The sequence below is a fragment of the Parabacteroides sp. AM58-2XD genome, assembly GCF_003463685.1.
Lineage (GTDB): Bacteria > Bacteroidota > Bacteroidia > Bacteroidales > Tannerellaceae > Parabacteroides > Parabacteroides segnis.
In genome coordinates, this window is record NZ_QSDP01000023.1 from 45,058 (window position 1) to 64,945 (window position 19,888).

Annotated in this window: 24 protein-coding genes and 4 pseudogenes; 8 read left to right on the forward strand and 20 right to left on the reverse strand. The window is 52.1% G+C overall.

Translation table 11 applies throughout. From position 1 onward, the window contains the following. Window positions 1-18: 18 nt before the first annotated feature. From DXA15_RS07695 to DXA15_RS07725, 7 genes and pseudogenes are all read left to right on the forward strand, one after another. Window positions 19-437, forward strand: a pseudogene (locus DXA15_RS07695) (PcfK-like family protein). Continuing rightward, window positions 434-1,699, forward strand: a complete 1,266-nt coding sequence (locus DXA15_RS07700; protein ID WP_004310303.1) for a PcfJ domain-containing protein — start codon at window positions 434-436, stop codon at window positions 1,697-1,699. The pseudogene DXA15_RS07695 and the gene DXA15_RS07700 overlap by 4 nt, the downstream one beginning before the upstream one ends. Window positions 1,700-1,723: 24 nt before the next feature. Further along, on the forward strand, window positions 1,724-1,981 hold the full coding sequence (locus DXA15_RS07705; RefSeq protein WP_005827305.1) for a hypothetical protein: 258 nt from the start codon (window positions 1,724-1,726) through the stop codon (window positions 1,979-1,981). Window positions 1,982-2,012: 31 nt separating this feature from the next. Next, window positions 2,013-2,231: a DUF3873 domain-containing protein gene (locus tag DXA15_RS07710; protein WP_008770680.1), complete on the forward strand. Its 219-nt coding sequence runs from the start codon at window positions 2,013-2,015 to the stop codon at window positions 2,229-2,231. Then, window positions 2,171-2,476: a hypothetical protein gene (locus DXA15_RS07715; protein ID WP_004310302.1), complete on the forward strand. Its 306-nt coding sequence runs from the start codon at window positions 2,171-2,173 to the stop codon at window positions 2,474-2,476. The genes DXA15_RS07710 and DXA15_RS07715 overlap by 61 nt, the downstream gene beginning before the upstream one ends. Before the next feature lie 53 nt (window positions 2,477-2,529). Then, a complete protein-coding gene (locus DXA15_RS07720; protein ID WP_004310301.1) occupies window positions 2,530-2,838 on the forward strand; it encodes a hypothetical protein in 309 nt (102 codons plus the stop codon). Between the two features lie 116 nt (window positions 2,839-2,954). Next, window positions 2,955-3,176 carry a hypothetical protein gene (locus DXA15_RS07725; protein ID WP_004310300.1) on the forward strand — a complete coding sequence of 74 codons (222 nt, stop codon included), beginning with the start codon at window positions 2,955-2,957 and terminating at the stop codon, window positions 3,174-3,176. Window positions 3,177-3,238: 62 nt separating this feature from the next. Here DXA15_RS07725 and DXA15_RS07730 read toward each other — a convergent pair whose 3' ends face one another. The 20 genes and pseudogenes from DXA15_RS07730 to DXA15_RS07825 form a co-directional block, all read right to left on the reverse strand. After that, entirely contained in the window at window positions 3,239-3,766 is a 528-nt protein-coding gene (locus tag DXA15_RS07730) for a glycoside hydrolase family protein (RefSeq protein WP_005827312.1), read from the reverse strand. Then, window positions 3,763-4,269: a DUF3872 domain-containing protein gene (locus DXA15_RS07735; RefSeq protein WP_128133663.1), complete on the reverse strand. Its 507-nt coding sequence runs from the start codon at window positions 4,267-4,269 to the stop codon at window positions 3,763-3,765. The genes DXA15_RS07730 and DXA15_RS07735 overlap by 4 nt, the downstream gene beginning before the upstream one ends. Beyond that, on the reverse strand, window positions 4,269-5,168 hold the full coding sequence (locus DXA15_RS07740) for a toprim domain-containing protein (protein WP_004310298.1): 900 nt from the start codon (window positions 5,166-5,168) through the stop codon (window positions 4,269-4,271). The genes DXA15_RS07735 and DXA15_RS07740 overlap by 1 nt, the downstream gene beginning before the upstream one ends. An 8-nt stretch (window positions 5,169-5,176) precedes the next feature. After that, complete coding sequence (locus DXA15_RS07745) at window positions 5,177-5,752, reverse strand: conjugal transfer protein TraO (protein WP_005827316.1); 576 nt, start codon at window positions 5,750-5,752, stop codon at window positions 5,177-5,179. Window positions 5,753-5,754: 2 nt separating this feature from the next. Next, a complete protein-coding gene (gene traN, locus DXA15_RS07750) occupies window positions 5,755-6,741 on the reverse strand; it encodes a conjugative transposon protein TraN (protein ID WP_128133664.1) in 987 nt (328 codons plus the stop codon). 69 nt (window positions 6,742-6,810) lie between these two features. Further along, window positions 6,811-8,165: pseudogene (gene traM, locus DXA15_RS07755) on the reverse strand (conjugative transposon protein TraM). Then, the gene (locus DXA15_RS07760; protein WP_004308924.1) at window positions 8,146-8,454 is read right to left on the reverse strand and encodes a TraL conjugative transposon family protein; all 309 of its coding nucleotides are present in this window, start codon (window positions 8,452-8,454) and stop codon (window positions 8,146-8,148) included. The pseudogene traM and the gene DXA15_RS07760 overlap by 20 nt, the downstream one beginning before the upstream one ends. Window positions 8,455-8,460: 6 nt before the next feature. Next, window positions 8,461-9,084, reverse strand: a complete 624-nt coding sequence (gene traK, locus DXA15_RS07765; protein ID WP_004308925.1) for a conjugative transposon protein TraK — start codon at window positions 9,082-9,084, stop codon at window positions 8,461-8,463. Window positions 9,085-9,115: 31 nt separating this feature from the next. Further along, the gene (gene traJ / locus DXA15_RS07770; RefSeq protein ID WP_128133665.1) at window positions 9,116-10,120 is read right to left on the reverse strand and encodes a conjugative transposon protein TraJ; all 1,005 of its coding nucleotides are present in this window, start codon (window positions 10,118-10,120) and stop codon (window positions 9,116-9,118) included. Window positions 10,121-10,123: 3 nt separating this feature from the next. Beyond that, window positions 10,124-10,753 (reverse strand): DUF4141 domain-containing protein, encoded by a 630-nt coding sequence (locus tag DXA15_RS07775; protein ID WP_036867171.1) that lies wholly within the window; start codon window positions 10,751-10,753, stop codon window positions 10,124-10,126. Between the two features lie 26 nt (window positions 10,754-10,779). Then, window positions 10,780-11,163 carry a DUF3876 domain-containing protein gene (locus DXA15_RS07780; protein ID WP_128133666.1) on the reverse strand — a complete coding sequence of 128 codons (384 nt, stop codon included), beginning with the start codon at window positions 11,161-11,163 and terminating at the stop codon, window positions 10,780-10,782. Window positions 11,164-11,200: 37 nt separating this feature from the next. Further along, entirely contained in the window at window positions 11,201-13,003 is a 1,803-nt protein-coding gene (locus tag DXA15_RS07785) for a TraG family conjugative transposon ATPase (protein WP_369683043.1), read from the reverse strand. Beyond that, window positions 12,987-14,662 (reverse strand): annotated as a pseudogene (ltrA, locus tag DXA15_RS07790) (group II intron reverse transcriptase/maturase). Before ltrA ends, DXA15_RS07785 begins: the two are co-directional and overlap by 17 nt. A 629-nt stretch (window positions 14,663-15,291) precedes the next feature. Next, a pseudogene (locus DXA15_RS07795) lies at window positions 15,292-16,104 on the reverse strand (TraG family conjugative transposon ATPase); the annotation flags it as partial. Continuing rightward, window positions 16,101-16,433 (reverse strand): DUF4133 domain-containing protein, encoded by a 333-nt coding sequence (locus DXA15_RS07800; RefSeq protein WP_004311206.1) that lies wholly within the window; start codon window positions 16,431-16,433, stop codon window positions 16,101-16,103. The pseudogene DXA15_RS07795 and the gene DXA15_RS07800, both read right to left, overlap by 4 nt. Before the next feature lie 10 nt (window positions 16,434-16,443). Beyond that, window positions 16,444-16,755: a DUF4134 domain-containing protein gene (locus DXA15_RS07805; RefSeq protein ID WP_004311205.1), complete on the reverse strand. Its 312-nt coding sequence runs from the start codon at window positions 16,753-16,755 to the stop codon at window positions 16,444-16,446. 201 nt (window positions 16,756-16,956) lie between these two features. Continuing rightward, window positions 16,957-17,697, reverse strand: coding sequence for a hypothetical protein (locus tag DXA15_RS07810; protein ID WP_032595736.1), 741 nt, complete (start codon window positions 17,695-17,697; stop codon window positions 16,957-16,959). Beyond that, a complete protein-coding gene (locus DXA15_RS07815; protein WP_299338276.1) occupies window positions 17,694-18,083 on the reverse strand; it encodes a DUF3408 domain-containing protein in 390 nt (129 codons plus the stop codon). The genes DXA15_RS07810 and DXA15_RS07815 overlap by 4 nt, the downstream gene beginning before the upstream one ends. Then, entirely contained in the window at window positions 18,080-18,529 is a 450-nt protein-coding gene (locus tag DXA15_RS07820) for a DUF3408 domain-containing protein (protein WP_004311202.1), read from the reverse strand. The genes DXA15_RS07815 and DXA15_RS07820 overlap by 4 nt, the downstream gene beginning before the upstream one ends. A 5-nt stretch (window positions 18,530-18,534) precedes the next feature. Continuing rightward, the gene (locus DXA15_RS07825; RefSeq protein WP_005643916.1) at window positions 18,535-19,290 is read right to left on the reverse strand and encodes a ParA family protein; all 756 of its coding nucleotides are present in this window, start codon (window positions 19,288-19,290) and stop codon (window positions 18,535-18,537) included. A 232-nt stretch (window positions 19,291-19,522) separates the two neighbouring features. Between DXA15_RS07825 and DXA15_RS27905 the strand changes: the two genes are divergently transcribed. Further along, complete coding sequence (locus tag DXA15_RS27905; protein WP_074668551.1) at window positions 19,523-19,702, forward strand: hypothetical protein; 180 nt, start codon at window positions 19,523-19,525, stop codon at window positions 19,700-19,702. Window positions 19,703-19,888 lie beyond the last annotated feature (186 nt).

The following is a 19,888-nucleotide window of genomic DNA, read 5'->3' on the forward strand; positions in this document are numbered from 1 at the left end:
CATAAAAACGACAGCGATATGAAAGGAACAGACCATTTCAAGAGAACGATACAGATGTATTTGGAACAACGTGCGGAGGAAGACACGCTCTTTGCGAAGAACTACCGCAATCCAGCCAAGAACATTGACGATTGCGTAACCTACATTCTGAACTATGTGCAGAAAAGCGGTTGTAACGGCTTCACGGACGGAGAGATATACGGACAAGCAGTACACTACTATGACGAGAACGAGATTGAGGTGGGCAAGCTATCCAATGCCAAGTGGCGGTGAACCACATTGTGGAACTCACGGCAGAGGAAAAAGCAGAAGCACGTCAGCAGGCAGTCCGCAGATACCAAGACGAGGAACTCCGCAAGTTGCAGAACCGCACCAAGCCGACAAAGGCGAAAACAGAAACCCAAGTTCAACCCTCATTATTTGATTTTGGCTTATGAAACCGAGAAACAAATTTGAAAAAGCAGTTCTTGCCCAAAGCAAGAAACTACGCCCGATAACCCCGATACAGATAAATTGGGCATTCCGTAATTGCGTGGAGCATTATGCACACCGCTTGCCGAAAGGTCGTACCACTTGTATGGATTGCGGTCATAGTTGGGTAATGACGGAGCAGACCGAGCATTGTACGTGTCCCGAATGTGGAGCAAGTTTGAAAGTCTGCCTCACCTATCAGCGCAAGGTAAGACAAAAGCAGTATTTCACAACCCTTACCACAAGCGGAGAATACCAAGTGCTACGAATGTTCTTGCTTGTCGTGGGTATGGAGAAAGGGGTTAATGCCAAGTCCTATGCCCTTGAAATCGGGCAGTATTGGTGGAATGAACAAGGGCGTAAGGCTGTTGTTGCCATTCCACGCACATTGGGATGCTACATCGACACGTTCTCATTCGCTTCTCCTTTTGCTATCCGCAATGACAATGAAGCGTACCGCCATATCTCATATTCCCCGATATATCCAAGATATAAGGTGTTGCCGACGCTCCGCAGAAACGGCTTTAACGGCAATTTCCACGACATTGTACCCACCAAACTAATACCGGCATTATTGTCGGACAGCCGTGCGGAAACGCTGTTGAAGGCAGGGCAATATCCCATGTTGCGCTACTATCTGTACCACTCTTTCAATATTGGAGAGTATTGGGCTTCAATCAAGATATGTATCCGCAACGGCTATACTATTGAGGACGGCTCAATGTGGCGTGACACCATAGACCTCCTGCGTCATTTCGGCAAGGACACAAACAGCCCGAAATACGTTTGCCCTGCCGACCTCAAAGTTGAACACGACAAGTTGGTGGCAAAGCGCAACCTGCAAAGGAAACATGAGCGGACTGAACAGCAACGCAGGAAAGCGATTGAGGACGAGAAACAATATCTGAAAGCTAAGGGCATATTCTTCGGACTTGCCTTTACCGACAGCCTTATTTGCGTCAAAGTCATAGAGAGCGTGGAAGAAATGGCAGAGGAAGGAAGGACGATGCACCATTGTGTGGGCGGTTACCACAAACGAAAAGACTCCCTTATCCTATCCGCCACCATTGACGGAAAACGAATTGAAACGATAGAGGTGTCACTAAAAACTTTTGAGGTGGTGCAGTGTCGTGGCGTATGCAACGAGAACTCCGAATACCACGACCGCATCATCGCCCTTGTGAACAAGAACGCCAACCTTATCCGCCAGCGGATGAAAGCGGCATAATATCGACATCTAACAACTAACATTATGGAAGTAAGATTTGAAAGCATGGTTTTCCTATGGGATGATAAAATCCCCACGATGTTCCTTGAATTTATGAACCTCCTCACTCTTTGTCAGAGTGAGGAGCAATTAAGGGCGAGCGTCAAGGACTTTGCCGAGAAACACGAACTTGACAAGTTCTTCCTTTACGGCTTCGGCTCTCATCATTTCTACCTGCACCAACGCTACACGAGCGACCCCGAAATGGTGATGCAACACAGAGTGCTGTCTGTACATTTCTAATCATCTAAATAACAACGACTATGGCAACAAAATGACAATTAACGGAGTAAGCACCTGCCAATCGGCAGGAACGGAGAACTACGAGAAATTCCAAACGGGTATCGACAGACGCAAACGCACCCTTGTGCAATACGACTACCGCCACACGGACGGGGAACTTTTCTCTTGTGTCAAACCCACATTAGACGAATGTCGAGCCGCACGGGACAAGTGGCTAACGGCAAAGGAAAGGAAGGAGGAGAAGCGATGAACGAAGCAGGCTACCAAACGCTGATAGTCAAATTCAGCGAACCCATTACGGCATTGGACGGCATCTTTGACGATGCCGAAGCGTGGGGAGTTGATACCCTAAAGGGGTGGATAGACAGCTATGAAAGCAGCCGTTTCACTGCCATTGACAGCCATACGGCAGTCATCACGAGCGAGTATAGCATGGAATGTCTGAAAGAGTGGCTGGAAAAATGCACACCCATAACCGAGAAAACAGAATTTTGAACATTGGGGCGGTGTCCGCACCGCCCGAACCATAAACCTAAAAGACAACGGATATGATAGCAAAGACAATTTTAGAGCAGATTGGCGGCAGACGCTTTGCCGCCATGACGGGAAGCAAAGACTTCACAGACATGGGCAACGGCTTGCGCATGAGCCTTGCGAGGAACAAGACCAGTGCCAACCGCCTTGACATCATCTATGACGGAGGGGCAGACCTATACAATATGCGTTTCTACCGCAAGACGTTCAGCAAAAAGACATTCGAGAGCAGGACGAAGGACATTGAAACGCACGAGGGGATATATTGCGATATGCTGGAGGAAATGTTCACGATGGTAACGGGACTTTACACCCGCTTTTGAGGGGTGGGCGGCAAAAGCCGCCTACTTTCTTTCATGAGCATGATGGCGGATAAGAAAGTAGGCAAAGAAACCTTTGTACCAATCTACGATAGTATTCACAAAAACAAGTTTTAATCATGGAAACAATCAGACAGAACGGAAAAACCATCTTGTACAGCAACGACGGCATAAGCATAAAGATGGTTTTCAAGAACCTTACGGGCAGGAATTTTCAAGGTCAGGAATATACAGACTATATCCGGCATATCGCAATCGGCAGCATGGGATTTTCACCCGGTATCATAGAGCATTGCAGGGACGGTGAGGTTGCAGGCAAAGGGACAATCCCGAATGTATGAAAACTGAAACTCCGATGAAGTTGGCGGCTTCATCGGAGTTTCTTTCGTCAGACACTTATTCTTTATGGTACATACAGCAGCGCAAACTCAGCCTTCCTTCGTTTGAGCAGCATGGCGTGGCGTTTCCCCTTATAGTTACAGAAAGCGATATACTCCCGGTAGATGTTCCTGTCACCCGCCTCCAGCTTTCGGATTAGCGTGCTTTTGGGTATCTTCCCACTCCCCAAAAGACGGTACGGACCGACATTGTAGGCGAGCGTGGCAAGCAGAAGCGAATCCTTCCCGAACTGCTGGAACATCGCGCAGAACTTCCGCAGGTCTTTTCGCAGAAGCGCGTCCGCCTGCCGCTTCGTCATGGTGCGTGCCGAATACCTTTCCCCCGGCTGCAACCGATGTCCATATCCTACATACGGGTGATGTTTTTCCGAATGCCAGCCCTCAAAATACTTCGTGCATCGCACCGCCCTCTCAAATGGTGGCAGCCGGTAGATAGCCGCCTGCCCGTCCGTTCCCTCATGGCGTCTGTTCCGTGCGGACACGGAACAGACCGCCAGAAGCGAACAGAGGATAGCCATGAATACACGCATCATCGTGTAAGGGGCTTGAAGTTCCCGATGGGGACAACAGTGATAACCCCGTCATCCTTCACGTTTCGGTTGTTGAAGTCAAATTCCAACTCATAGGAGTTGCCGAAATTGTCCTCCACTACCACGATGAAGTTGTGCGCCTCGTCACCTTGCGCCGTGTAGTACAGCCGGAACTTCTCGTTTTCGAGCAGGTAGCGGTCATTGGGCAGGAAAGTGATGCCGTTGTCCATTTTCAGTGTGCCCTCACCCTCGAACTGGAAATACCGGATGGTATAGAGGGTATTGGCGAAATCGCCCGTTTTCTTCAGCTCACAGCGGATTTCCACCGTCTGCCCCTTTGTGACCTTGTTCGGCACGGGCATGGTTTCCACCGTGAAGGGATAGGATTGCTGGATGTCCATATCGTCGTCGCACGATACGAATGTGAATGACACTGCGGCGAACAGGCAGAATGCCAACGCCTTGAAGATTGATGTTCTCTTGTTCTTGTTGTTCAGTATGTTCATTATTCTTTGATTTTTAGATTGTTGTTCTTTTGTTGTTTTCTTGATACTTGTTGCAGGTACTCGTTCAAGTCCTTGCAGCCTTGATAGATGCCGGAACGGTCTGTCACCTTTCCTCCGTAGCGTGTCCGCAGGGCTTCCATTGCCCTGCGTCCGGCTTCGTCTCGGTCGAGGTAACAGTCGATGCGCTCGTACCCGTCCAGATGTTTCAAAGCCTTTTCCACGTTGGCGACGGAGTTCAGCACAAGGCAGTCACCCGTTGCCAAACCGAGCGTGACGGCGGACAGGAAGTCCATAAAGCCCTCGAACACGCTGCACACGTCCGCCGGGATGTCCCCCGCCTTGACCAGCGACACGTCCTTTGGTGGTACGCAACCCTTGAAACGGCGGCTTCGGGTTTCATAGCCGCCCGACACGTTCGGAAAGCCGACGGCAAAGTACCGCTTACCACGCACGCCGTAGTTCAGGCGGCAGCAGTGGCGGGATGCAACGGCATAAGGGATGCCTCTTTCCTTCAAATACTCCGTCAGCGGAGAGCGGAGCAGCGGGACGGCTTCCACTCCCTCAAAGGCAGGTTCGGACGGTTCCGGCAGGTACAACGGCTTTTCTGCTGCGGCAAGCGGCATACGGGCGGTTTCCGCTATGAATCTCGCCTGCGCCATGAAATCCCCGCTTCGGGTAAACTCCCCGACAAGCGTGAAGATGTCGCCGCCCTTGCCCAAGCCGAAGTCGTACCAGAGCTGTTTCGCCACGTTCACACGGAAGGAGGGCGTGCGTTCACTGCGGTATGGCGCACGATACCACAGCTCGTTTCCGCTCCTTCGGACAGGCTCATGTCCCAGCCGTGCGAGAAAGTCCGCAATGGGTATCTGCCTCATATTCTCAATGTCCGTCCGTTCCATGCGACGTGTCAGTTGATGATTATCTTGACGCCCGCCCCGAACTGCGTATGGAACTTCCGTGTGTCGCCACCCCACAGCAGGCGCTCCCGGAGGTTGGCGAGCAGGGCGATACGGTCAGCCACGTAAAACTCCACATCGAGCGTCAGCGCACCGCCGTAGATGAAGGCGTCCCGGTCATGGAGCGTGGAGCCGTCATGCAGCACTTTCTCGCCCCAATTCACCGACTCATATCCGGCGAGAGCCGAAGCCCCCGCATAGACGAACACTATTTTACGGGCGTCGGAGAGTATCTTGAAATAATAACCGCCCTCCGCCGTGAACTGCGCCACAGGTATGGCGGTATCCTTGTACGGGTTGTTCTTCAAGAGGTATTCGCCACCGAACACCCACTTGTTACCGTTCTTCGTGTAGGTGGAGAGAGCCGCCCCGAAACTGTAACCGCCATTGTTGCCACTTAAACGCATACCGTCCACAAGGTTAGCTCTCAATTCGATGCCCTGCATCTTCGGCAGGCACCGCTGGGCGTGCGCCTGCCCCGTGAAGAGGGCAAGCGACGCGATGATGATTGCGATGTGCTTTCTCATGGTCAGCGCACTTGAAGTTCGTTGATGGTACCCGCACGTACCAAGTCCTCGTTCTCAATCACGAAGGACTGATGACGGCCTCCGTTCTTCTCGTTCAGCTCCACCACGAGGCACTTGCCGTCGGGGATGGTGAACTTCGCCATCGTGAATACCGTGCGCTCGCTCTTTCTGCCCGGCACACAGGTGGCATAGTTCTGCGCACGGAGCGGCAGGATGATCTGCTCCTGCACGGCGGTACGCTTCGCCACCTTCTTGTCCACTATTTTCCACGTGATATAGTCCACATCGAAAGGCACGTTGCTTTGGTTCCTGATTTCCGTGTGGAAATAGAGAAGTCCGTTGTGCGTGTAGATGCCTTTCAGAAGGTACTGGATGCCGAAACGCTTGCAGCCGATGTGTTTCACCTCACGCTTGTTCTGCTTGTAAATGGACTTCATGATAAGGCGCACCAGCATGGGACTTTCGCTACCCAGCTCTTTCAGATAGATTTCCTGCGCGTTGTTCGGACGGTTCACCGCCTCGCCGTCATGGATGAAGTCGCACATCTCCACGTTGAGCAGCAGCGGTTCGGCGGCGTACTTCACGTTGAAGGTGTAGAAACTCCCGTCCTCCGTTATCACGGACATATTGGTTTCGTTCGGGAAGTTCCTCACGGTCGCTTTCACGCGGATGACGTTCTCCGCTCCGTCGGCTTTACCCGCAATCAGGTCGGGCGAGCCTAAATCGACGTAGCGCACCTCCGAGGGGAAAATGACGTGGACGGTCTTGTCGTAGGTCACTTCCAAGCCGTGCGGGGAAACCATGCGGTCGAAGGTCAGCTTCTTTGTCAGCCCGTGATACAGATCGCCGTCCGCCTCCTTCTGCGGATAGACCTCCTTTGTCAAGGTCGGTTGTTCACTTCCGTTGTCCGTTACAACGGTTACGTTCTCCTGCGCGTTGGCAGTTACGATGCCCATAGCGAGGGCAAACATGATGATTACTTTTTTCATTCTACTTTGGATTTTAGTGGTAAATAAAAATTTGGTTGTTGTTTTTTTAGTCGTTGATTGTTATTGTTTTCAATCTCTGTCCTGATATAGCATGACCTTGTATCCGGATTTCAGATGCACCTTGACGGTACGCATCTTCTTGGCGATATACTGGCTCGTGCCTTGTATCAGCCCTTGCCCAAGTCGGAGGCGAGCTGCGCCCCTGCGTTGGTGGAGATATTAATGCTGCTGCCCAGCGAGCCGCCCATGTTGGCGGCAACTTCCCTGACGGCGTTCATCTCCATCGAGTTTGGAATGAAGATGCCGGGCTGTCCGTCCGTGTCATACACCGCCAGTTCTACCGGTATAATCGTACCTGCGTACTCCAGCGAAGTAATTTCAATATCGAGTCGTTCGCCCTGAATCTTTGCCGTGCCTACCACCACTGCATTGCGGGGTATGATTTTGTCCGCCACTGCCATCGGCTCCAGCAGCCGTAATCTTACCGCCTGCCCGTCAGTCACACTCTGCGCCCCATAGACACACGCCGATATGGTGTTCCTGTCCGATACAGTCGTGACACCCACCGCCGTATTGAAACTGCGGTTGCGCTCCTGCGAGAAGGAGGCGACAAACTCAGCGTTGCTCATCGGCTGTGAGAGCGAAGATACCACCTGATGCGTTGCCTGCCTGACAGGTGCAGCCGTGTTCTTTCCGGCTTTCTGCACATGGTAAGGTTCTGCCGCCTGTCCGACAGGTGGCTGTGTACCGTTCTGACCGCCCATGTACTTCGCCGCCAGCTCGTAGGACTTTTCCATGAGTGCCACTTGATCATCCATAGAGGATGCCTTGCCTTTCTCGGTTTCCAGTTCCGATTCCAGCGAGGCGATACGCTCCAACAGTTCGTCCATTTCCGCGTTGTCGTTCTTCGGCTGCTCATAGAAGTTGCCGAGCGTGGTATTGAGGTCGCGGTAGGCAGCTGCGGAGGATTGGATGGTTTTCGGAGCGGATGATTTTGCTGTTGCATCTTCCGCATTTCCGGGATTAGCAAGGTCGAAGTCCCTGCCGCCGTCCGTTTCCGCCACCTCGCGGTCGAACATATCGCCCAGTTCCTGCATGGCGCGGCTGCGGTTCTCCTGCCGTTCCTCCATTGCTCCCTGTTCGTAGGCTTTCGCCTTGTCGCCGATGATCTGGCGGTTCGCCTTGTCAGCGTCGGGCATTTCGATGTTGTAACCACCCGTTCCCGGTTGCTGCTCCTTGTCGGAAGACGGGGCGAATATCAGCCACATAGCACCGATGAATACCAGCACTATAGCGGGCAGCACTATCATTTTCTGACGTTTCAGCCTTTGGGCTTCGGTCAGCGGCTTGCGCTCCTTCTTCGGTTTCCCGTTGTCGGGAGCCGCCTTGTTCTCGTTTTTAGGTTCATTCTTCGTCTGTTCCATATAAATAAGGTATTACATTATGATTGTTGTCCGGCTTTATGGACAGTTCCACCTGTCCGGCATGGTCTGTTACCATCCGGCTGCCGTCATTCCTGCCGATTTCATAGACGGCTTTGCCGAAGGTGTAGAGGGCAAGCACCGCAAAGGCGGCGAGCATCGCCAGCACGATGCGCCTGCGTGTCTTCGGGGGCAAACCGTCCAGATAACCTTTGAGCCTTGCCACCAGCATTTTCTTTTTGTCGTGGAGCTTCCAGTACGCACGCCAAAATGATTTTTTGATTTTCTTCATGTCCGTTTACCTTTTGATGGTTTGTAAATCCTTGTTCTCGATGATGGTGAATCCCTCGATGGTGAAACCGTTGGGATTGTCGTCCGAACGGGACGAGTTCAAGAGGCGGCACGTAGTCACGAGGCTGCGCTCGGTGACGTTGCTCTGCCGGATGATCTTCTGCGTGGCGTAGGTCACGGCACGGTAGGGATAGCCGTTGAAATCGCACACCACGCTGTCCACCTTCAACACCTGATTGATGTTCCCGGCGATGATGCGGTTGTAGTACCCCTTCTCGGCAAAGTCCGAATAGTAGTTGTACACGCTTTTGTCCGCTAATAGCAGGGCGCGTTTCACGTTATGCTCTATCGCGCTCTTTTCGGGTGAGAGCGTGAAGAACAGCTCGTGGAAACGGCGCACGTGTTCCCTCGCTTCTGCCGGACGGTTCTGCGACAAGTCTTGCGAGAGAGCCAGCATCAGCGACTTGCCGTTGTCCAGCACGTAAATCTTTTCCCGTTGCCGCTCCGCGAAGCGGTAGGAACTCCACACGCTCCATACCGTTATTACGGCACACAACGAGAGGAAGACGATACCGAACAGGCGTATCTGCCTGAACGATGATTCGATGTTTTTAAGTGACTTAAATTCCATTGTTGTTTATTCGTTTTTAATTGTCAGTTGATTATTTCAGCAGCTTCCCGACACGTCCGACCACGTTTCCTGCGGCTGCGCCCGCCACGCTGCCCGCCATACTTCCGGCTCGTCCTGCCGTCTGGTTCACGTTGCGACCGTAGCTTCCCATGCCTCCGGCTTGGATAATCCAGCCTGCTACCGTGGGGATGGTGAAGTAACCAATGATGCCGATTATCATGAAGACGATGTACACCCCGTCGCTCGAATCCAGCGAGAAGTTCGGGTCAGCCTGCATCCGTTCGATGTCGCTTTGCAGCATCAGCACTTGTATCTTCGCCAGTATGGTGCTGAACATATCCGACACGGGCAGCCACAGATAGACCTGTATGTAGCGGCATATCCACTGTGTAAGCGTGCTTTGGAAGCCGTCCCACACCGATATGGCGAAGGCTATCGGACCGAGTATCGCCAGCACCACGAGGAAGAACGTGCGGATGGTGTCTATCACGAGGGCGGCGGCTTGGAACATCAGTTCCAGTATCTCGCGGAAGAAGTCGCGGATGCCCTTCTTCATGTTGTACATCCCGCGCTCGATGTACATCCCCGCCATCGTCACCATGTCGCCGGGCGACCAGCCCAGTTCTTCCAGTTGTTTGTCAAACTCCTCATTTGACACGAGGTAGGCGGTTTCGGGATTGCGCATCATCGCTTCGTACTCCAGTTTGTCCTTCTGCTCACGGTATCGGTTCATGTCCAGCGTTTCCGCCTCCAGCATCTTTGCCGTACCCTGCACGACGGGCGACATGATGCTGTTTATCGTACCCAGTACCACCGTCGGAAAGAACATGATGCACAGACCGATAGCGAACGGGCGGAGCACAGGGAACACGTCTATCGGTTCGGCTCTCGCCAGCGACTGCCATACCCGGTAGGCCACATAAAAGAGTGCGCCCAGCCCGGCGATGCCTTTCGCCACGCCCGCCATGTCCCCGCATAGCGGCATCATCTGTTCGTAGAGCGAGCGCAGAATTTGGTGAAGGTTGTCGAAATTCATAGGCTACCAATATCTTTCGTTCATGTTCCCGTACAGCCCCATGATGCGGTCAAGGTCGTTTTTCTTCTTCGCACGCAGGTAACTCACGCTAATGTTCTTGTTGGTGTAGTAGCTCACGAGGTTGCGGTAACGCTTCATTTTGGAGTAGCAGCGTTCCACCACGTCCATGCGCTCCTTGTCCGTCATGGAGAGCGTGGTGATATTCACCACATTCTTCAGTTCCGTCAGCACATCGTTGGATTCCTCCAATAACTTGGTGTAGCCAAAGGCGATGGCTCCCAGTTCCTCCACCGTGAAGTTGTCGTCACGCATCATCCTCTGGAAGCTGGTCACATAGGTGTCGGTGATGTCACCCACCATCAGGATGGTCTGCTGCACCTTCCGGGCGTCCTTTACCAGATTGTTCACGGATTTGAGTGCGTCGTAATACTTCTTGCCCTGCTCGTAAATTTTCACCGTCTCTTGAAAATTTTTTATCATATTCTGGGCGGTCGTGGAAGTGTGTACCACGTTCTTGGAGGTGTTCACGATGCTCTGCGCGATGTTGGACGGGTCTATCACCGCCCACTGTGCGCTTGCTCTGCCGACTGCAAACAGGCACAGGCAGATAATAAGTGTTATTCTTGTTCTCATGTTACTTTGGATTTTAGTGGTTATCGTTATTGTTCGCTTATCGGATGGTCCGGTTTCAGATTCACGCGCACATAGTCCCCGTTCGGCGAGAAGGTCAGGATGTCCGTCGCCTCGTTGTAGGACACGTCGATACGGAATCCGGTGTTTATGAACAGGTTGCCGTTCTCCTCCTGCAAGAGATAGGTTTCTGGTTTCAGCTTACAGCGCAGACCGCTCCGCTTGAATACCGTTACCTTATAGGCTTCGCCCTCCTTGTAGATAAGCACGTCGGGCTTTCCCTCAACGCTCTCCCAGTTCCCGCAAAGCAGGTCGCGGCGGTTGTCCACGGTTTCGCAGGATTGCAGCATCATGACTGCCAGCCCGATTAAACACTTGCTGACTTGCAGCATTTTCGTTCTTGATATACTCATACGCATTTTCTTTTTTAGTTGATGAATCTGTTTCTATTTATTCCTTTCTCCGCCTTTCGGCAAGCTGCCGGATGGCGGCTTCGATGTCGCCGCCCAACTGCTCCGCCAGACGGTACACCTCTACTTTTTCCGTTTCTTCGGTGGTGTACGCCAGATACTCTTCAGCACTAACTTCGGTGGCATAGACCGCCGACTGCGTGCCGCCCAGTCCTATCCACACTTCCTTGTAGAGCCTTGACGGGTTGTTTGCCATGTTGATGGAGAGTATCTGCGACTTCTCCTTCTCCGTCAGCCCCAACAGGGACTGTATGGCATCAAACTTGTTCATGTACTTCCGCTGGTCGAGAAGTATCTTGCAGTCGGAGTTATTGATGATGCTCTCCTTGACCACGGGCGAGGAAATGATGTCATCCACCTCCTGCGTCACCACGATTGCCTCCCCGTAATACTTGCGCACGGTCTTGTACATATAGCGCAGGTACTCAGCCATGTTCGCCGAAGAGAGAGCCTTCCAAGCCTCTTCCACTATCAGCTGTTTGCGCACGCCTTTCAGACGGCGCATCTTGTTGATGAAGGCTTCCATGATGATGATGGTCACGACCGGGAAAAGCTCGCGATTTTCCTTAATACTGTCAATCTCGAAGACGATGAACCGCTTGCCGAGCAGGTCGATGTTCTCCGTGGAGTTGAGCAGGAAGTCGTAGCGTCCGTCCCGGTAATACTGCCGCATGGTGGTGAGCATATTGTCGATGTTGAAGTCGGACTTCTCCACCTTTATCTCACGTTCCGCCAGTTCGCGGCGGTAGTCGTCGCGCATATACTCGTAGAAGGTGTTGAACGAGGGGACGATGCTCCGGTCAGCCCTGATACGCTCGATATAGGCGTTCACCGCACTGCCCAGTTCGCCGCTCTCCGTCTTCGTCACTTTGTCGTCCTCCGACTTCCAGAGCGTCAGCAGCAATGTCTTGATGCTGTCCTTTTTCTCCACGTCGAACACGTAATCATCGGTGTAGAACGGGTTGAACGAAATCGGTTTCTCCTCCGTGTAGGTGAAGTACACGCCGTCCGCCCCGTTTGTCTTGCACCGGATCATCTCGCACAAGCCCTGATAGGAGTTTCCCGTGTCCACCAGCACCACGTGCGTACCCTGCTCGTAGTATTGCCTCACGAGGTGGTTCATAAAAAAGGATTTGCCGCTGCCCGAAGGACCCAACACGAACTTGTTGCGGTTGGTCGTGATACCCCGCTTCATCGGCAGGTCGCTGATGTCGAGGTGCAACGGTTTTCCCGTAAGCCTGTCCACCATCTTGATGCCGAAGGGCGAGAGCGAACTGCGGTAGTTGGTTTCCTCCGTGAAGAGGCACACCGCCTGCTCGATGAATGTATGGAAACTCTCTTCCGCCGGGAAGTCCGCCGCGTTGCCGGGCATCGCCGCCCAGTAGAGCGTCGGGCAGTCGATGGTATTGTGGTGCGGCACGCACTCCATGCTTGCCAGCTGGCTGCCCACATCGTTCTTGATATGCTTCAGTTCCTCCGCGTCATCGCTCCACGCCATGACGTTGAAGTGCGCCCGTACCGAGGTCAGCCCGTAGGAATGGGCTTCGTTCAGGTACTGGTCTATCCACTCGCGGTTGATGCTGTTGCTCCGGCTGTATCGGGATAGCGACTGCATATTCCTTGCGGACTTCTCGAACTTCTGCAAATTTTCCTCGCTGTTGTCGATAATCACGTCGAGTAGGTCGGGAGCATTACTGCTCCCTTCCCCTCTAAGAACCGTACGTGATACTTTCGCATCATACGGCTCAAGCAACTCAAAGTTTCTATTATGAAACCGGCTCATAAGCTCTAATTTTACGGGTAAGTGTACGACTGCATCTGTCATGGGCGATGATTTTGGATTTGCCGGACTTGTCGGATAACTCCGCAATAGTCCAGATTTTATCCGCGTCGATTATCTCGCCGCACAACGGACAACGCTGATTTTGTTTCTCCCACATTCTGAGAAAGCCCTGTTTGCCTTTGAGAGAGCTTAACATTTTCATCCTGTTACGCATCTCAAAGTATGGTCGCCATTCCGGGTCGAATGGGTTGGCTTTGCTGCGGATTTTGATAGGCTTGGTCTTCGTATCAATATCGGATAGATACTTCAGTGTGTACGGAAATGGTTTCCCGTTGTTCTTCAGCATCGTACCGAATGTCCACGCCCGGCCTTTCTTCGACAGAAAATACCTGTTGTAAACCCACTTCTTACCCTTGTGGCGGTGGCGGCGTAATGCCCACGCCCACAGTTTGTAGAAGATTTGTGCGTCTGCGTTCTTGAAGGTTTTGGCGGCTACGCAACCCTTGTAATAGTTGCCCCAACCGGTTATGACGGGGTTTAGAAGTCCGATAAGTTTGTCCTGCCTAATAGCTTGGTTCTTACGAACAATACTTTTAATTTTGGCAAGGAACTCCTTGACGTTCTTCTTTGACGGCTTGATAAGCAGCGTACCTTTATATTTCCTAACATTGAAACCCAGAAAATCAAATCCTTCGTCGATATGAGTAATCTTCGTCTTTTCTTCTGATAGGGTAAGCCCCCGTGCTTGAAGAAACTCACTGACTGCAGGTCTGACAAGTGTTTCCAGTGTTTCCCTGTCGGAACAGGTAATTATAAAATCGTCTGCATATCGTACCAGATTCACCATAGGATTGAAATATCCCATTTTGGTACGTCTCAGTTTGAAATTCTCTGCAAGCATTGCTTGCAGGCCGTCGAGTGCATATTCGCGAGTGTCGGCGATATGATACCGCCCTGCGGCGCACCTTCCTCGGTGGGAAACAGTTGCCGGTTGAATACGAATCCACTTTCCAGCCATTTACAGAGCATGACCTTATCCGTAGGGATATTGTCGAGTAGCCACTGGTGGCTGATGTGGTCGAAACAACCTTTGATGTCTCCCTCGAGTATCCATTGCGGAGATACCTCTTTTGAAAGTATCGTATGGCATTGTACTATCGCATCGACCGTACACCTTTCCCTACGGAAGCCGTAAGAGTGTCTGTCGGCGGTAGTTTCTGCTACCGGGTTCAGAGCCATGAGGTATAATGCCTGCATGGCCCTGTCTTTCATTGTGGGTATTCCTAACGGACGGAGTTTGCCGTTACTCTTCTTGATATGTACCCTTCGTAACGGTTGCGGGTTGTAGCCACGTCTTTTCAGATCGGCGACAGCACCCATTTTTGCGTTGGGAGTAGTCCAGAGAACTTTATCCACTCCCGCCGTGTTCTTACCTTTGTTAGAGGTAACTCGTTTGACCGCCAACGCTTTGGCGTAAAACGAGTGGGTCAATGTCCATTGCAGGGCTTTTACCTTGCCCGGACGACCCTCTTTCTGAGCCTTTACAATACGTCCTTGCAGCTTCTGAACCGCAGCTTCGCATCCGGCCCAATCAATGTCGGTCCAGTTGTTCCACTGCCTACGGTCAGCAGGCGCACACGATAAATTAATCTCGTTCATTTGCATTCCTTCTTTTAGAAAGTTCTACATAGTTTCTTGTAAAGAGTCACCTCGCAGAAGTCTGCCCGCTTTCGCGGCGGAGTGACGTTGAAACTCCTATCCGCCCCGTTACAGGACGGCATTCGCTTTTTCTGCGTTCCCATACCCGCACCTCATTCGGCTTTCCTTGCGGTCGGCTTACCTGCCCGAAGGCAGGAGAGATACGGGTTTACCAAGTTTCGCGTAAGTAACAAATGAGCGGGTTAGGTTCTGTCCGTTGCGCCGGCAGTGCTTTGTCCGTGTAACCCCACAATACAAAGGGTTATCCGACTGCGTTACCTTTTGGTTCAAGCCTCTCAGCAACTTTGGCTTGTTCGTACATTACGACGCTTATAACAGTTCGCTTGTGCTAACCATACCGCCCAGCCTCGCTCCCCGACTCTTTTGTGCTAAGAGCAGTTGCCGTTCCCTCGCGGTTCGGGCTTCTCCTTGCGGAAGGGCTACTTTGTCCGGCCAGCTTCGCACCCCGCCTTTTGAGCGACGCACGTGACCGTAGGCTACTATTGACGGAACAATAGGTTTAATCTGATCTGAATGATATTTGTTACTTCATTTAATTGTTAAACAATTACTTACACGACCTCTTGTCGCACATACTGGTTATAGATGTGGTTGCAGGAAAGCAGCAGCCCCACGGGGGAGGCGAAGGAGAGGCGACAGTCCGAGCGGTCGGTGGAGAGTTTCTCGTAGCGGATGTCGGTAGCCACCTTTCCTGGCATATCCTCCGCGTCGGAGAGGGTGTGCAGGCACAGGCGGTTGTCACCGATACGCATTTCTTTTGCCGAGAGGTCGATGTCCTGCAAGGTCGTGTCGCCTTCGGGCATGAGCGAGAAGTAACGCTCTATCAGCCCGGCGGACTTCTCCGTCCCGACAATCTCGTCGGTGGAGAGGCGGCGCAGCCTCACAAAGCCGCTGTCGTTCATGATGCGCTCGAACTGTTCGGCGGCCTCCATGAACTTCCCGGCGGTTTCCTTGTCCAGCTCCTTCGGGATGATATGTCCCCGGCACAGCGTACTGAAGTTGCTCTGCATACGGTTACGTTCTTTCGTCGTCTTGGTCAAGTAGAGATAGCAGGAGTGTTTCAGGTACGGACGCTCGTTGAAGTGGCGTTCAAAGGAACGGCTCAAGAAACTCATGTCGTCCTTCTGTAACTCCGGCATATATTTCTCCTTGATGAACCAATCCTGCTTATGCACGACGCAGAAGTACGGCAGCACCTTGATAGCCTTGCACCAGCAGCCGTGTATCGCCTCGTACTCTGCGCCCGTCACGGTGTAAAGCTCCGGCAGTTCCACCTCAAAAGCCACCGTGATGTCGGCGTCTTTGGAGATGATGCAGCCATGCTCCACCGCCAGCAGGGGGAACTTGTTTTCCAGTGTTGTCATTTTGGATGTATTTCTCATGTCGTTTCTTCCTTTCGTTGCCGTTTGAGTAATCGGGTGATCCGCCGTCGGTTGATAAGGTATCGGGGATGGCTCCTTGCCGCTCCCAATTTCATCAGCCCGTGTTCGCCGTACCGGGCGTTCAGCGCGAAGGTCTGCCATACGAGGACGGAAGACGATGCCGCGCCGAAGCCGATACATATCCACTGGTCGATGCCGACCATATAGAGGATGACGAACAGGACGAAGAGAGCCAGCAGACCTCCGCAGAAGATGAAGAGGTACTGAGCCTTCAAACCCTTGAACTCGACCGGACGGCCGATACCCTTGTTTATCGGGTATTCAGCCATACATTGTTTATTAAAGGAAGAATGAGCGCAGGATAGTGGCGGCGACAATCAAGAAGATACAAGCCCCGAACCACGAGGCGGCGGTCTTCGAGGTGTCCGGGTCTCCGGACGAGAATTTTCCGTACACTTTCACGCCACCGATAAGCCCGACTACCGCGCCGATGGCGTAGATTAATTTCGTGCCGGGGTCGAAATACGAACTCACCATAGAGGTGGCTTCGTTGATGCCAGCCAGACCGTTTCCCTGTGCGAAAGCGGAGGCGGTTGCGGCAATCATAAGTGCCGCAGCGATGATTAACTTTTGTCTGATGTTCTTGTTCATAAACTGTTCTTTTTTGTGCCGTCCAAAGGGTGGATAGTCCTTTTTCGGGCGGTTGATACTTGATTACTTTACTTTGGTTTTAGTGGTTGCCCGTTTGTTTCTACGGACTTGGGGCTGTCCGTTGCGGGTTGGCTGTACCTTGTACCGCCGTGCGCGTGGGTGTCGTCATTTTACGTTTTCATTTCCATTCTTTTTTAGTTGTTATACATAGTTTCGGAAGTCGAACTCCTCGATGTTGTCGGGAATCACGAACACCTTTTCCTTTTGTTGTGTCACGGTCATGTTCACCGTGTCCACGAAAACTGCCATCGCCTTTGCAATCCTCTCGCTCATTGCTTCATCGGTCAGGCGTTCCGTTATTCTTGTGAAAAGCTCTGTCCCGTCCAGTTCCGTCATGACCTTTCCGGCGTGTCGCATTTCCTCATCGGATGGTGATTCCTTCCGTATGGTGTGTACTGCCATGTCAATATCCTCGAAGCTACTTCCCGAAGCCTGCTTTTTGTCTGGTTCTTCATCCTCCGGTTCATCTTCTCCGTACTCCAGTTCCGAGGGCGGGATGCTCGTGAAGGTTTCATCGAGTTTGTCCTCCGGTACTTGTGTCGGGCGTGAGACGGTTTCCGTGTTTCCGTCGTCAAAAGTAGCCTCTTCCTCCGACAGCTCAATGCCTTTTTCCGAAGTGGCGGCTTCTTGCGTCGGTATGGCAGCGGTTGTCCGGGTCGATGCCATCTTGAAACGGCTCTTGCCAATGATGTCCGAGGTGTCTGCGTGAGGTATTTCCTTATCCTTTCCTTGCTCTGCCACCGTACTGTCCAATGACCGCCACAGCCCGGCAATATGTCTGAAGAAACGGATGAGCTTCATGTCCATGATGCGGTCATAGAACAGCAGAAACAGAAACCACACGTTGCAAGCAACCGATACGATTAAAAACGCCTTTGTCATAATCTTACTTTTTGGGCGTTTTCAATCTGTTCCATGTACTGCTGCCCGTATTGTCGGAAATGGTCGCGGAGGATGTTATCCACAAACTTGCCGATGCTCAAACCGTTTCCCATCCGACTGGTAACGATAGCGACTTTCTCATGAATTTCTCGGCTGATGTATATACATTGCCGCGTTTTGATTTCCGATGCTTGCAGGAAAGTCGAGAGCGGTTTGTCTCTGCCTTTATCCTTGCGGAAGTCAACGTCGGTATTTTCATGCCCGTAGTCGGTTACACACTTTGCTGCACGGACAGCGGTTCTTTCACTCTTTCCTGTTTGCAGATACTCAGCCTGACGGTTCTTATTTGTTCTTTTCATACTTCTTTGTTGTTTTTGAGTGTTTATAAATTATAGGATTCCATGTGCCGTTTGAACGATTCGGCTATCTCGTCTTGGAACAGCGTGAAATGGTGTGTCAGCACGTTGTCAAGAAATGCCGCGATAGTCACTTCGTTGCCTCCGATTACATGAAGCATCTTCTGTATGCGGTCGTGGTACTCCTTGCGGATATAGACCTGCTTGCCGAGCCTTGCCGTGATATTGGAACCGCATATGAATACTGTGTCATAATCCAATTTTTCCGGCTTGCTGTTCCTGCGCCTGCGTTCCGGCTCCTCTTTGGAGTGCGAGGCGGGTGGAGAAACGGCTTCTTGTATCGCTTCTTTCGGAGGTGGGACAGGAGCGTTCCCGTCCGTGCTTCTCGCTTCCGGCGGAATGCTTGTATCGTCCAGTCGAAATGAGTTGATTACGGCTTCGCTGTCGATGTCCTCGATTCTTGTTTTCTTTGCCATGCCGTTCAGTTTTTGATGATGCCGAGAATCTCATCGACGAGTTTGTCGAGGTTGCTGCCGCGTACCAGTATTTTGTCCGCCGGAAACGCCGTGGAGCGGAATACCGCCTTGCGTTCTGCCGCCGTCTCCTTGCGGAAGCGCTTACTGTCCGGTAGATGTGTTTCCAGAATGGGCAGGGCGAACTCGGCACAGACCTTGTCGTATGCCTTGTAAAGTTCAGTCTTTTCGCGTCCGTCCACCATGTTCCACACGAGGTAAATCCCTTTGATGCCGGACTTGCCCGTGCTTATCATCTGTTCGTTGATGACAGTGGCGAACTTGATGGAACTCTCCATCACCACACGGTCGGCGATGATGGGCGTGAAGATATAGTCCATTTGGGAAATGGTCTGCACCACATCGGCATTGTTGATTGTTCCCGGCAGGTCGAAGAACACGAAATCGAGGTCGGGCTGCGCTGCCACCAGATTTTCGGCGGTCTTTACCGCATCTTCCGCACGGCTGCATCTGATGGTGTACGGGTTCTTCTTCAGTCGTTTGAGCTGCTCATACGCCAGCACCTTGTAATGCCCGTCCTCCATGACGGCTTTCATGTCACGCTTGCGCATGTCATGGATACTGTACTGCGGGAAATCGCAGTCCACCACGGCTACGTTGTAGCCTTTCACATAGTGCAGATAGCTTGCTACAAGCACTGTCAGGGTTGTCTTACCCGCTCCACCTTTCTGCGTGGAGATTGCCACATAAGTTGCTTCTTTCATTTTTTTGATAATTTATTTGGTTATACATCTGTCCGGTGGCGGTAGCGTATTGTCATTAGTACGTACGCACGCACTCCCATTCATTTATTTATTCACTCCTTAATCCGGCTGTGCCTGCGGGTATTCATCGGTTTGTCCAACCGTCCATGCTTTTATCCGTCCGCACGGACGTGTGCTTGGAAAACTATCTGAATACATACACCTGTTTTCAACCGTTTGGATTGATGCCCGGATTGCTGTCCGAACATCCGGCGGAAGGAGTGTATTTTCAGTCCCACATCCGAATCACACTGCAAATAAACAAGGATATTTTGGAACTTGTATCACTTCTCCGGCAAGTGGCAGCACGTTGCGCCGGTTGGCACTGATTGTCCGGGTCAAGCCTCTGTCGGACATCGCCTTAAGGGCGTAACTTTGCACCCGAACGGCAGGGTACGCCGCAGGTAGCGCAGCCCGGAGTTTGAAAGGAATCATCCCCAATCCGTCCCCGACGGATTTTTATGTTCACCTGAACATAGCAAGATGTCTTTTCAGCCGCTCAAAATATTTTGAGCAGCCACGAAAAGCACTTGCCCTTGCAGGGGGCGGGCTTTCCCTC

Coding starts and splice junctions, on each gene's coding strand:
- DXA15_RS07760 (WP_004308924.1), bottom strand. CDS start 8,454: ATGAAGAAAATCAAAAAATCATTTTGGCGTGCGTACTGGAAGCTCCAC.
- DXA15_RS07805 (WP_004311205.1), bottom strand. CDS start 16,755: ATGAACAAGAACATCAGACAAAAGTTAATCATCGCTGCGGCACTTATG.
- DXA15_RS07745 (WP_005827316.1), bottom strand. CDS start 5,752: ATGAGAAAGCACATCGCAATCATCATCGCGTCGCTTGCCCTCTTCACG.
- DXA15_RS07705 (WP_005827305.1), top strand. CDS start 1,724: ATGGAAGTAAGATTTGAAAGCATGGTTTTCCTATGGGATGATAAAATC.
- DXA15_RS07825 (WP_005643916.1), bottom strand. CDS start 19,290: ATGAAAGAAGCAACTTATGTGGCAATCTCCACGCAGAAAGGTGGAGCG.
- traK (WP_004308925.1), bottom strand. CDS start 9,084: ATGGAATTTAAGTCACTTAAAAACATCGAATCATCGTTCAGGCAGATA.
- DXA15_RS07775 (WP_036867171.1), bottom strand. CDS start 10,753: ATGAGAACAAGAATAACACTTATTATCTGCCTGTGCCTGTTTGCAGTC.
- traN (WP_128133664.1), bottom strand. CDS start 6,741: ATGAAAAAAGTAATCATCATGTTTGCCCTCGCTATGGGCATCGTAACT.
- DXA15_RS07725 (WP_004310300.1), top strand. CDS start 2,955: ATGGAAACAATCAGACAGAACGGAAAAACCATCTTGTACAGCAACGAC.
- DXA15_RS07740 (WP_004310298.1), bottom strand. CDS start 5,168: ATGGAACGGACGGACATTGAGAATATGAGGCAGATACCCATTGCGGAC.
- DXA15_RS07715 (WP_004310302.1), top strand. CDS start 2,171: ATGTCGAGCCGCACGGGACAAGTGGCTAACGGCAAAGGAAAGGAAGGA.
- DXA15_RS07710 (WP_008770680.1), top strand. CDS start 2,013: ATGACAATTAACGGAGTAAGCACCTGCCAATCGGCAGGAACGGAGAAC.
- traJ (WP_128133665.1), bottom strand. CDS start 10,120: ATGAATTTCGACAACCTTCACCAAATTCTGCGCTCGCTCTACGAACAG.
- DXA15_RS07735 (WP_128133663.1), bottom strand. CDS start 4,269: ATGAACATACTGAACAACAAGAACAAGAGAACATCAATCTTCAAGGCG.
- DXA15_RS07785 (WP_369683043.1), bottom strand. CDS start 13,003: ATGAGCCGGTTTCATAATAGAAACTTTGAGTTGCTTGAGCCGTATGAT.
- DXA15_RS07720 (WP_004310301.1), top strand. CDS start 2,530: ATGATAGCAAAGACAATTTTAGAGCAGATTGGCGGCAGACGCTTTGCC.
- DXA15_RS07820 (WP_004311202.1), bottom strand. CDS start 18,529: ATGGCAAAGAAAACAAGAATCGAGGACATCGACAGCGAAGCCGTAATC.
- DXA15_RS07700 (WP_004310303.1), top strand. CDS start 434: ATGAAACCGAGAAACAAATTTGAAAAAGCAGTTCTTGCCCAAAGCAAG.
- DXA15_RS07810 (WP_032595736.1), bottom strand. CDS start 17,697: ATGACAAAGGCGTTTTTAATCGTATCGGTTGCTTGCAACGTGTGGTTT.
- DXA15_RS07780 (WP_128133666.1), bottom strand. CDS start 11,163: ATGAGTATATCAAGAACGAAAATGCTGCAAGTCAGCAAGTGTTTAATC.
- DXA15_RS07730 (WP_005827312.1), bottom strand. CDS start 3,766: ATGATGCGTGTATTCATGGCTATCCTCTGTTCGCTTCTGGCGGTCTGT.
- DXA15_RS07800 (WP_004311206.1), bottom strand. CDS start 16,433: ATGGCTGAATACCCGATAAACAAGGGTATCGGCCGTCCGGTCGAGTTC.